The organism is Paenibacillus taiwanensis DSM 18679 (assembly GCF_000425125.1).
Lineage (GTDB): Bacteria > Bacillota > Bacilli > Paenibacillales > Paenibacillaceae > Paenibacillus_B > Paenibacillus_B taiwanensis.
The window spans coordinates 450265-462650 of record NZ_KE384306.1 but is presented as its reverse complement, the minus strand read 5'-3'; the positions used below and the strand labels follow the sequence as shown (position 1 = coordinate 462650).

11 protein-coding genes are annotated in these 12386 nt (G+C 47.5%); all 11 read right to left on the bottom strand.

The window, feature by feature from the left end; translation table 11 throughout:
• Window positions 1-79 precede the first annotated feature (79 nt).
• A complete protein-coding gene (gene ftsY, locus H509_RS0110940; RefSeq protein WP_028545121.1) occupies window positions 80-1084 on the bottom strand; it encodes a signal recognition particle-docking protein FtsY in 1005 nt (334 codons plus the stop codon).
• Window positions 1085-1098: 14 nt separating this feature from the next.
• Window positions 1099-4671 carry a chromosome segregation protein SMC gene (gene smc, locus H509_RS0110935; protein ID WP_028545120.1) on the bottom strand — a complete coding sequence of 1191 codons (3573 nt, stop codon included), beginning with the start codon at window positions 4669-4671 and terminating at the stop codon, window positions 1099-1101.
• Window positions 4672-4879: 208 nt separating this feature from the next.
• The gene (rnc, locus tag H509_RS0110930; protein WP_028545119.1) at window positions 4880-5578 is read right to left on the bottom strand and encodes a ribonuclease III; all 699 of its coding nucleotides are present in this window, start codon (window positions 5576-5578) and stop codon (window positions 4880-4882) included.
• Between the two features lie 12 nt (window positions 5579-5590).
• Window positions 5591-6832, bottom strand: coding sequence for a beta-ketoacyl-ACP synthase II (fabF, locus tag H509_RS0110925; protein WP_028545118.1), 1242 nt, complete (start codon window positions 6830-6832; stop codon window positions 5591-5593).
• 148 nt (window positions 6833-6980) lie between these two features.
• Complete coding sequence (gene acpP, locus H509_RS0110920; protein WP_028545117.1) at window positions 6981-7217, bottom strand: acyl carrier protein; 237 nt, start codon at window positions 7215-7217, stop codon at window positions 6981-6983.
• Between the two features lie 105 nt (window positions 7218-7322).
• Entirely contained in the window at window positions 7323-8069 is a 747-nt protein-coding gene (gene fabG, locus H509_RS0110915) for a 3-oxoacyl-[acyl-carrier-protein] reductase (RefSeq protein WP_028545116.1), read from the bottom strand.
• A gap of 142 nt (window positions 8070-8211) precedes the next feature.
• Window positions 8212-9138 (bottom strand): ACP S-malonyltransferase, encoded by a 927-nt coding sequence (fabD, locus tag H509_RS0110910; RefSeq protein ID WP_028545115.1) that lies wholly within the window; start codon window positions 9136-9138, stop codon window positions 8212-8214.
• Between the two features lie 72 nt (window positions 9139-9210).
• Window positions 9211-10191 (bottom strand): beta-ketoacyl-ACP synthase III, encoded by a 981-nt coding sequence (locus H509_RS0110905; protein ID WP_036697216.1) that lies wholly within the window; start codon window positions 10189-10191, stop codon window positions 9211-9213.
• 16 nt (window positions 10192-10207) lie between these two features.
• Window positions 10208-11206, bottom strand: coding sequence for a phosphate acyltransferase PlsX (gene plsX / locus H509_RS0110900; protein ID WP_028545113.1), 999 nt, complete (start codon window positions 11204-11206; stop codon window positions 10208-10210).
• Complete coding sequence (fapR, locus tag H509_RS0110895) at window positions 11190-11810, bottom strand: transcription factor FapR (RefSeq protein ID WP_028545112.1); 621 nt, start codon at window positions 11808-11810, stop codon at window positions 11190-11192. Before fapR ends, plsX begins: the two co-directional genes overlap by 17 nt.
• A gap of 388 nt (window positions 11811-12198) precedes the next feature.
• Window positions 12199-12372, bottom strand: coding sequence for a 50S ribosomal protein L32 (gene rpmF / locus H509_RS0110890; protein ID WP_028545111.1), 174 nt, complete (start codon window positions 12370-12372; stop codon window positions 12199-12201).
• Window positions 12373-12386: the final 14 nt, after the last annotated feature.

Below are 12386 nucleotides of genomic sequence, written 5' to 3'. Positions count from 1 at the left end.
CTGAGTCCCCTATCTACTGAACACTACAAATAAAAAGGGACCGTCCAACCGTAGGTTAGACAGTCCTGTTCTATGCAGCCTATTGTGCTTCAGACTGTTCTTTCTGTTCCTGCTCTTGAATCAAGCCTGCAAATAAGGCATGCACAAATTGTTCCGAATCAAACTGCTGCAAATCATCCATCTTCTCGCCTAGACCAACAAACTTCACGGGCAAGTTGAGTTCCTGACGAATCGCAATAACAATACCACCTTTAGCTGTCCCATCAAGCTTAGTTAATACTAATCCTGTAACTCCGCTTTTTTCTCCGAACAACTTCGCTTGTGATAGCGCATTTTGTCCGGTCGTAGCGTCCAGTACCATTAATACCTCATGCGGCGCGTCAGGAACTTCGCGCTGAATAACTCGGAATATTTTGTTCAGCTCTTCCATCAGATTAGACTTGTTTTGCAAACGACCAGCTGTATCACAGAGCAGTACATCAACATTTCGCTGCTTGGCAGCCTGAACCGCATCATACATGACCGCTGCTGGATCTGAGCCAGACTGGTGCTTCACAACATCGACACCAACTCGTTGTCCCCACACTTCCAATTGCTCGATCGCCCCTGCACGGAACGTATCTCCAGCTGCCAAAAGTACACTTTTGCCTTGTTGTTTAAAGCGGTGTGCTAGCTTGCCGATTGTTGTTGTCTTCCCTACTCCGTTCACACCTACAAATAGAATGACCGTTAATCCGTCAGATTTCATGTGCAAATCGTTGGCCTCATCACCACGCAGCAGTTCAATCAGCTTCTCCGAAAGAATCGGTTGCAAGTCCTTCGCTTCCTCAATTTTGCGCTTCTTCACTTCAGCACGCAAATCATCGATTAAATTCATTACTGTCGTAACGCCAACATCCGCACCAATTAAAATTTCTTCTAATTCTTCATAAAATTCTTCATCAATTTTTTTGCGACGTGTGATCAGATCTGTCACTTTTTCCACAAACCCTTTACGGGTTTTTTCCAGACCATCTTTAAAGATAGATGTTACAGCTTCCGTTTTTGCCGCTATACTGTCTTTTAGCTTCTTAAAAAAGCTCATTGTCTTCCTCCGCTCTATGCAATGATTGCTTCTTCATCTTCCAGTCTAACCGATACAAGCTTCGATACGCCGCCTTCTTCCATCGTGACACCGTATAAGACGTCCGCTTCTTCCATCGTACCTTTGCGGTGAGTTACCACAATAAACTGGGTTTGTTCCGAAAACTCACGTAAATATTGCGCAAATCGTGTCACGTTTGCCTCATCCAATGCTGCTTCTACTTCGTCCAATACACAGAACGGAACCGGCTTCACATGTAAAATGGCAAACAATAGTGCCATAGCCGTCAACGCACGTTCTCCACCAGAAAGCAGTTGCAAATTTTGCAGCTTTTTGCCCGGAGGCTGGGCTACAATGTCAATGCCTGTATCCAATATACGATCCGGCTCAATTAGGACAAGATCAGCACGTCCTCCACCAAACAACTTCGAAAATACGACGACAAATTGCTTGCGAATCGCGTCAAAAGTATGTTTGAATCTTTTGGACATTTCGTCATCCATCTCTTTAATAACTTGATAAAGTGTTGTTTTGGCTTCGATTAGATCGTTTTTCTGTTCACTCAAAAATTGGTAGCGTTCATGAACACGCTCATATTCTTCAATTGCGCCAAGATTCACTTCGCCAAGTTGGGAAATTTGCCGTTTTAAATCTTTAACCTCTAGCTGTGCCGCTTGTATATCCTCAGGCATCGGATAACGATGCTTCGCCAGTTCATAGCTTATCTCATATTCTTCACTTAGCTTACGCAGCAAGTTGTCCAGCTCGACGTCCAGACGATTCGCCTGAATCTCCGTATGCCGCATCGCTTCTTCTACTTGCTTTAATTCCGTACGCTGTTCACGTGTATCACTTTCAGCCAGATCCAGCTTTTGAACGGATACTGCCCGATCTGCACGCTTAAATTCGATGCTCGTCATCGCTTCTTGCTTTTTCACACCAAAATGATTTAAGTCTTCCGTCTGCTTCATCGTCTCGCGTTCAACTGTCTCCAAATCAATCTGAACCTGAATTAACGTCTGCGTCTGATGCGAATATTCCCGCTCATACGTCTTAGATTCCTGTTCAGCTCGCCCTGCTTGCTCACTTAATGAGAATATCTCCTGATCCAATTTACCTTGACGGACCTTTAAATCAGTCAGTTGTGATTGCAATTCTTCCTTCTCGGATTCACTGGCCCGTCTTGCCGATTCTGCTGTTTGAATCATCACATGCATGCGGTCCTCGTCCACTTTCAGTTCAGCGAGACGCTGTTCTGCCGTAAGACGTCCCGCCTCTAGCGTTCTCATCTCGTCGCTTGCAAGAGCAAGCTCCTGTTGCTCCGCTTCTACTTGTGTATGCAGCTGTCGTTCTTCTTTTTCAATTTGTTGAAGCTCGCTTGCCAGATGCTGTTCGCTAATTCGTTTGGCTTCTCCTTGCTCACGTAAGTCATCCAAACGCTTCACACCAGTAGTTGTACGCTGCTTCAGCTCGGCTATGGAATCTGTCAGCTTCTTGAGCTGAGCTAACGTTTCCGTAATCTCCTTGCCAAGCTGTTCGAGCTGCCGTTGACGGCCAAGCAGATTTGCAGATTTCTTATTCAGACTTCCCCCCGTCATGGAGCCGCCAGCATTAACGACGTCACCTTCCAAGGTAACTACACGATAACGATAATTAAGCTTTGCCGCAATCCGGTTTGCATCTTCAAGTGTGTTCGCAATTACGACATTACCAAGCAAGCTGCCGACCACTTGTGTATAAGCGCTTTGTGTCTGTACGAGATCGGCGGCAATGCCGACAAAGCCCTCCATACCGTCAACAACACGACGATCCGAATCATGCATGGAGCGTGCTCGAATAACGTCTAATGGAAGAAACGTTGCTCGACCAAGTTGACGTTGCTTTAAAAATGAAATCGCTTGTCGGGACACAGATTCATTTTCCATTACAACATGCTGTAGTGCCGCTCCCAAGGCTGTCTCCATAGCCGTTTCTAATTGCTCCGGAACTCTTATAAGCTCTGCTACTGCCCCATGAACACCCGCTAGACCATTAGGGCGTCGGGCAGCTTTCAGCACTTCGCGCACACCAAGCATAAAGCCGTCGAGATCATCCTGAAGCTCCTGCATCGTATCACGACGCGACACAATTGAATCATACTTCTGCTGCCACTTGCGCACCGCCTGCTGTCCTTCTTCGAGCAGTTGTTCATCCTGCTTTAACTGCTCGCTCTCCTGCATGTAACGATTCCGTATATAAACCAGATCATTAGCCATTGATTCCATACGGCGTCTGGTATCATTCATTTTCTTTTGCAGTTCTTTCTGTTCAGCTTCACGCTTATTACGGCCCGCAGACATCTTATCAAGTCGCTTCTGAAGCGCTTCTTTTTGCTGATCATAATACCGAATGTCATTGCGCTGCTGGGCCATCTGATTCATAATTTCTAGCAATTGCCCTTTAAGCGACTCCTCAGCATCAGAGCTAGCTCCACCAGCAACACCAACTAGCCGTTCTTGCTCTGCTTGTATGAGGTGATTCACTTCTTGAATCTCAATCTCAACATCGCGGAGCTTGTCTCGCACAGTTTGTAGCTCAATCTGCTTAGCCTGCATCCGTTCGGAGGTCAATGCGATAGACTGCTGTAGCTGCTGCTCATTCGCAACTAGATTGCGCTTACGCTCACGCAGCACCTCTCCTTGCCCTTCACATTTCTCAAATTCTTCGCTGTAATGAAGCAGCGTAGCTTGGTATTTCTCCAGCTCTTCTTCCAACTTACGAAGTTCGATCCGATGAACCTCCAGCTTGGCATCATGCTCGCTTACAACGGTAGAAAGCGATAGTTCTCTCTCTTTCAAACGGGCCAGCTTGTCATTTGCTTCCTGCCAATTGTGGTGAAGCTGCTCAATCTGGTGTACGTATACCGCAATTTCTTTTGTTTTCAGCCATTCTCGAAGCTGCTTGAAGTGGCGTGCCTTCTCCGACTGTTCTCGTAGTGGTCCAATTTGATCTTCCAACTCAGTCACGAGGTCATGGATTCGCAGTAAATTCTGTTCCGTCTCATCGAGCTTTCTCGTTGCATCTTTTTTTCTCGACTTGTACTTCACAATACCTGACGCCTCTTCAAATATGCCACGCCGATCTTCCGATCGTGTGCTCAAAATTTCCTCTATACGGCCTTGCCCAATTATCGAATAGGCTTCTTTCCCGATGCCGGTATCCATAAATAGCTCGGTAATATCACGCAGCCGACACGACTGCTTGTTAATAAAGTACTCACTGTCTCCACTGCGATGAACGCGTCGTGTGACGGTCACTTCGTTATAATCAAGCGGCAGCGCCTCGTCGCTGTTATCCAGCGTCAAGGACACTTCCCCATAGTTCACTGCTTTACGAGCATCACTGCCCGCAAAAATAATATCTTCCATCTTGCCCCCACGCAGTGACTTTGCGCTCTGCTCGCCAAGCACCCAGCGGATGGAGTCCGAAATGTTACTTTTACCGCTGCCGTTCGGACCTACGACACCCGTAATCCCTTGCACAAACTCCAACTCGGTTCGATCTGCGAACGACTTGAAGCCTGCCAGTTCCAACCGCTTTAAGAACATCCTTCTTTATTCACCTCAACGTCTCTCTTATACTCGAATCGCTTATCCGACTGCGGTTATGCGCCCATATACTAAGCTCAGTTGTCCCATTCGGAAAAGAAAGAGCAAAAACCAGCCACTAACGGTATGGCTTCTGCCCCGTCTCGCACGCTGTTCTTTGCTCTTTCTGCGAAACGAGCCGGCGGCAATCGCGCCGGCCCTCAGTACGTTATGATTTCGGTATGACTACATGTTCAAGAGCTTGTGCTGCTGCTTGCTGCTCCGCTTCCTTCTTGGAGCGGCCTGCTCCGCGACCCAAACATTGTTCTCCCATATACACCTCGGATACGAACTCGCGCTCATGCGCCGGTCCACGCTCCTCGACAATGCGATATTCCAGCACGCCTAAATTGTGATGCTGCGTTAGCTCCTGGAGCTGCGTCTTGTAATCATTCGTCTGCAACTTACCATCGAGCGAAATGTGTGGAAAGACGAAGCGCCGCAAGAAATCACGGACAGGATCCAGTCCTTGATCCAAATACAGCGCGCCAATAAACGACTCAAACACATCAGCCAACAAAGCAGGCCGTGTACGGCCCCCTGTCAGCTCTTCGCCTTTGCCTAGCAAGACGTACTGTCCAAATTCGAGATGATTCGCAAATTTGACGAGAGAAGGTTCACATACGATTGATGCACGCATCTTCGTTAGCTCACCTTCCGGCCGTGTCGGACATTGGTCAAACAAAAATTCAGAGACCGTTAACTCCAACACGGCATCACCAAGGAATTCCAAACGCTCATTATCTTGGTGGTGTCCGAAGCGGTGTTCGTTCACGTAGGATGCATGAGTGAATGCCATTTTCAACAGCTGCCGATTCCGAAATGAAATGTTCAGTTTCTGTTGTAATTGCTTCATATCTGCACTCAACTGCCTGACCCCTTATGCTTCGTATTTCTTTAATACTAGCGTTGCATTGTGTCCGCCAAAGCCAAACGAGTTAGACATCGCTACGTTGACATCAACATGACGCGCAACATTTGGTACATAATCCAGATCACATAGTGGGTCTGGATTCTCGAGGTTAATCGTAGGAGGTATACAACCCTTCTCCAATACAAGACCACATATAACTGCTTCCACACCACCGGCTGCACCAAGCAGATGCCCTGTCATGGACTTTGTGGAACTGATCGCTACGTTGTAAGCATAATCACCAAACGTATGCTTGATCGCAGTTGTTTCTGACTTGTCCCCTACCGGAGTCGATGTACCGTGAGCATTGATATAATCAATGTCCTCTGGATTCAAACCTGCATCCTTCAGCGCACGTCTCATGCAATGAGCAGGTCCTGTCGGATCTGGCTCTGTCATGTGATGTGCATCGGCACTCATACCGTAGCCAATGATCTCGGCATAAATATGGGCTCCACGTGCTACCGCATGTTCGAGCGACTCAATAACCAGTACGCCGGAACCTTCGCCCATAATAAAGCCGTCTCGTTCGGTGTCGAACGGGCGGCTAGCACGTGCTGGCTCCTCGATGCGTGTCGACATCGCACGCATCGAGCAGAAACCCGCCATACCAAGTGGGCGAATCGTTGCTTCGGCACCGCCGCATATCATCACGTCAGCATCACCACGTTGAATGATCTTAAATGCATCACCAATGGAATGCGTGCCTGTGGCGCAAGCCGATACTGCCGCCGTGTTAGGCCCCTTAGCTCCAACGGTCATGGACACTTGTCCCGAAGCCATGTTGGCAATCATCATTGGAATAAAGAATGGACTCACACGCTTAGGGCCTTTCTCCATCAGGGCCGTATGCTGATCTTCCCATGTCCCTAAACCACCGATGCCCGAACCGACGATAACGCCGACACGTTCTGGGTCTGTCTGCTCTCTTACGTTCAACTTTGCATCTTCCAGTGCCATAACACTAGCTGCAACAGCGAACTGAACGAAGCGGTCCATACGACGCGCTTCCTTCTTATCCATGTATGCTTCCGGATTAAAGTCCTTGACGGACGCTGCAATCTTGGTCGGATAATCCGACACATCAAATGCCTCGATTAAGGATATTCCCGACTTGCCTTCTACTAGATTATTCCAAAACGTGGCAAGGTCCGAACCGAGGGCAGTTACAACACCCATACCGGTCACTACAACCCTGTTTTGCTTCAATCGAAATCACCTCAGCCTATTTCAGTTCCCGAATATATTTCAACGCATGGTATCATTTGTAGCGTAATACCATGACTACTTATTCCATTCCATTAATGAGGAGAAGTCCCGTTACGTTACGTACGAACGGGACTCATTTTCAACAATCTTACGTATGAGATTGTATGTAGTTGACTACTTCACCAACTGATGTAATCTTCTCTGCATCTTCATCAGAGATTTCCATATCAAACTCATCTTCTAATTCCATTACCAATTCCACCACATCGAGGGAATCAGCGCCAAGATCATCCTTAAAAGATGCTTCGAGAGTAACTTCAGCTTCGTCAACGCCAAGACGCTCAATGACGATACGCTTTACACGCTCAAATACTTCAGCAGACATCCGGTTCACCTCCTCTTTGGTATTATACGAGAAAACTTTTTAAATTGCCATACAACATAGCTAACAAAAAATGCTCAAAGTCTATGAAACATAGACTGGTAAGCCTTACATATACATACCGCCATCAACATGAAGTGTCTGGCCAGTCATGTACTGTGCATCTTCGGATGCAAGGAACAACACGGCTTTGGCGATGTCCTCAGGTTGGCCGAGTCTAGCTAGTGGAATACCCGCCAACAGTTGTGCCTTCATGTCATCTGACAACACATCGGTCATTTCCGTTTCAATGAAGCCTGGGGCTACACAGTTCACAGTAATGCCTCGCGAAGCCAGTTCACGTGCCGAAGCCTTCGTTAAGCCGATGACTCCTGCTTTGGCTGCTACATAGTTGGCTTGCCCTGCATTTCCGAGCACTCCGACTACGGAAGAAATATTAATAATGCGGCCCGAGCGTTGCTTCATCATCGGTCTTGTAACAGCCTTCAGGCAATTAAATACGCCTTTCAGATTCGTTTCAATGACTTGATCGAATTCTTCCTCTTTCATCCGCATAATTAAATTATCTCTTGTAATGCCGGCATTATTCACAAGAATGTCAACGCGTCCAAATTGCTCCAACGTCGTCTTCACCAGTTGCTCTGCCTCTTCAGCCTTCCCAACATTCGCTTGCACCGCAATGGCGCGGCGTCCCATCGCTTCAATAGACGCGACAGTTTCGGATGCAGCGGCAGTGCTGCCAGCATAGTTCACCACAACATCGGCTCCGGCAGCCGCCAACGATATGGCGATTGCGCGTCCGATTCCACGGGATGCGCCGGTGACAAGTGCCACTTTACCTTCCACATTGGACATCCTTTACCCTCCTTGACCCATTTACGGGCATACTCCGCAGCGGGGTATGCCCGCATAGTTTAGTTGTCATGCAGCTATTAAATTACGTCGTAATCGCTTCATGATCAAAAGCTTGCCAGCCTATTTCTGAAAGATTACTCTGTCACCCTTCAAAAGCTTGAATAGCTTCCAAGCTATTAATCGACACAACTTTAACAGAACGATCAATTTTCTTGATCAGCCCTGCAAGCACCGTACCTGACCCAATTTCAATAAAAGTGTCTACGCCTTGCTCAATCATATACTGCACGCTATCCTCCCATAATACCGGAGAACATACCTGCTCTATAAGTAATTCGCGAATACGTTCAGCTGACTGCTCAGGGCGTGCGGATACGTTCGAGACTACCTGTATGTCGGTGTCACGAAGGTCTAGTTCACTCAAAGCAGCTTCCAAACGCTCAGCTGCCGGCTTCATCAAGGTTGAATGAAATGGGCCGCTTACTTCAAGTGGAATAACACGCTTTGCGCCGATTTCCTTGCCGCGTTCCACGACTGCTTGTACACCTGCCGTAGACCCAGAGATGACAATTTGCCCTGGGCAATTTACATTTGCCATTTCAACAGGTGCTGTATATGCCGTAATGTCATCACACAATGCACCCAAATTAACACGGTCAGCACCAAGCACAGCCGCCATCGCGCCTTCTCCATTTGGAACTGCCTCTTCCATGAATTGTCCACGCTTGCGTACAACTGCTACCGCCTCTTCGAATTTCATGACTCCCGCCACTACAAGCGCACTGTACTCCCCAAGGCTATGACCTGCAACAAAATCCGGTCGAATGCCCTTTTCTTCAAAGGCTTTATACAGTGCATAACTTGTCGTAAGCAGCGCAGGCTGCGTATTGGCCGTTTGCTTGAGCAGATTTTCCGGACCATTAAAGATCAGATCGGATAGCGAGTATTCAAGCACCCGGTTAGCGATGTCAAACACTTCCCGCGACGCCGCAACATTTTCATAAACGTCATGTCCCATCCCTACAGCCTGTGCGCCTTGACCGGGAAACACAAATGCTACTTTACCCAACATGTCCACTCCTTCTACCTTGACGATATCTTAATGATGAGGTGCTGAAAATACGGCCCTCGTTAATGCAAGCTACCACGTAATAACAGAAGCGCCCCACGTTAGCCCGCCACCAAAGCCGACTAATACGACAGTATCACCTTCCGATAGTCGTCCTTCCTCAGCAGCCTCCGCCAAAGCAATCGGAATCGATGCAGCGGAAGTGTTCGCATAGCGCGGTAAATTGATCACACACTTCTCCACTGGTACATGCAATCGTTCAATAGCCGATTGAATGATACGCATATTGGCTTGATGCGGAATGAACAAATCGATATCTTCTTTGGTCTTACCTGCCTTAGCCAGTGCTTCCTCAGCAGCACTGCCCATTATACGTACCGCAAACTTAAATACTTCCCGTCCATTCATATAAATATAATGGCGCTTGTCTTCCAACGTCTCAACGGAAGCCGGAAGTCGTGATCCGCCACCTTCGATTTTTAACAGTTCTTGTCCCGTACCGTCCGCGCCAAGCTCAAAGGATTGGAAGCCTCGTCCATCTGCTACAGGACCAAGCACCGCTGCACCTGCACCGTCTCCAAACAATACACACGTATTGCGATCCGTGTAATCGGTAATTCGGGACAAACACTCTGCACCGATTACCAATGTATAATTATAAATGCCCGTTTTGACAAAATTAGAGGCAGTTGCCAACCCGTATATAAATCCTGCGCAAGCAGCCGATAGATCAAATGCAGCAGCTTTCTTAGCACCAAGCTTCTCTTGGACCAGGCACGCCGTTGACGGGAACGCCATATCAGGCGTAACCGTACATACAACGATCAAGTCTAACTGTTCAGCCGTTATGCCAGACGATTCAAGAGCCCGCACGGCAGCCTTGTAAGCCAAATCTGATGTTGCCTCATGCTCTGCCGCAATACGTCTCTCCTTCATCCCTGTACGGCTGACGATCCACTCATCGTTTGTATCTACTAATTGCGCCAGATCTTCGTTTGTTAAGATACGCTCAGGCACATACTTCCCTGTTCCAATGATCCCCACTGATCGCATGTTCACTGTCTATCACTCACTTCCCGCTAGTATTCCCGTTAATCTCAGCAGAGATTGTACCAATCAAATCATGCTGCAAGGCTGTACGGGCTTGTCTAATTGCATTCAGCATCGCCCTGCTGTCTGATGAGCCATGCGCCTTGATTACAAGTCCGTTCAATCCTAATAACGGCGCACCGCCATGTTCTTTGTAATCCATCGTCTTCTTTAGTCGTTTCAAGGCAGGCATCAGCACCGCTGCTGCGAGCTTGGTCATCCAATTACGTGTAAACTCACGCTTTAATACCCCAAACAAGGAACCAGCCGTTCCTTCCAACGATTTCAACATAATATTACCAACAAATCCATCACACACCAGCACATCACAATTGCTTTCTAACACATCTCTTGCTTCTACATTTCCAACAAAATGTATAGATGCCTTTTCCAGCATCGGATACACTTCTTTGGTCAAATCATTCCCTTTTCTTGCTTCTGTGCCAACGTTAAGCAGCCCGATTCGAGGTCTCTCAATACCATGCACCTTTGCGCGATAAATACTGCCCATCAGCGCGTATTGCAACAAATGCTCCGGCTTTGCATCCATATTGGCCCCTAGATCAAGTGCCAGGACGCCTCTGCCATCCATCGTTGGAATCATTGGCGCCAACGCAGGGCGCTCCACTCCATCCATCCGGCCTACAACGAGCAACCCTGTTGTCATGAGTGCCCCCGTATTACCGGCTGATATCATGCAATCGGCTTCGCCCTCTTTTACCATCCGGCCTGCCATAACCATAGATGCGCCTTTCTTACGGCGCACCGCCTTAACCGGCTCATCATCCGGCTCAATCCGTTCTTCTGTATGCACAACCGTTATGTTAGCTGGCGCTTGCTGCATAAACGGTTTCATTTGCGCCTCATCACCGACAAGCACAATCTCAATATCTTTCCAGTTGCGCGCAGCTTCACACGCGCCCTCCACATTACTTTGCGGGGCGTTGTCTCCACCCATTGCATCAATGACGATCTTCATGACTGTATCCTCCTTCGACGCTAACTATCTCTGTTGTCGAGCGAAAAATGATAAAGTGCCCCTGGAAAACAAGTTCTTCCCCCACATAACTAAACACTTCCACTTTAGCCTTGCTGCGCTCGCCCGAGATGGAGCGAACATATGCCTTCGCAATACATTTCTCTCCCAGCTTAACTGAGCGCACAAATCGTATGTCAGCTGACGCAGTCAGAGCAATCTCATCATTAATAACCGCCACAGCCAAGGAATTTGCTTGTGCAAACAAATGGTGTCCCCTTGCAATTTGCGTACGGGAAAACACATGTTCTTCACTTATTTCAAAGATGGAAATACCGCTCTTATCCAGCTGTAAGTCGATAATATCACCAATCACCTCATGCAGAGGCAAGGATCGTACTTGATCGTAAGTACGCTCTGCCATCAACTTGAGACGTTCCCTCAACTCAGGAATACCAAGCTCCATGCGATCCAGTCGAATCGTTTGTATGCTGACTCGAAGCATGCGGGTCAATTCCTGATCTGTAATAAATGGATTATCCTCAATGATATGAACAAGCTGCTGCTGCCGTTGTCGTTTCGGTAACCGTTCGATGTCCCGCACCACCTTTACCTCGCTCCAAGGCTCTATATTGGTTAAGTTATACTTTATTATCGTATGCTATGTAACGTAAGCCCTTAAAGCTGTTATTTCTCACAGCGTTAAAGGTACATCTTAGAACCTGGTACTAAACCAGTATATATAAAAATCAGCCCGATGAAAAGCGCCAGTTTTTGTTCTATATCAAAACTTAACTAATTCCCCCTACAAATGGAGCATAACTCCTTCTAGCAGCTAGGACCTTCCCTGTATTTTTTGGACCTTTTGGAAGTATCCTCTGTACATATACAGACGTCCTAACACAAAAAAAGTAGTACCTCATCCAAAGTGAGATACTACTTTCCCCGTTCTGGAGGTATGCAACTTTACAGCAGCTAACTCCATAAGTATGAGATTATTGTTTGATAATCTCTCTTGCTTTGTATGTTCCGCAAACTTTACATACGTGATGCGCCAACTTCAACTCACCACATTGTTCGCACTTGACCATACCTGGAACCTCTAATTTAAAATGAGTACGACGCTTGTCGCGGCGTGTTTTGGACGTTCTTCTTTGAGGTACTGCCATGTTCCCACCTCCTT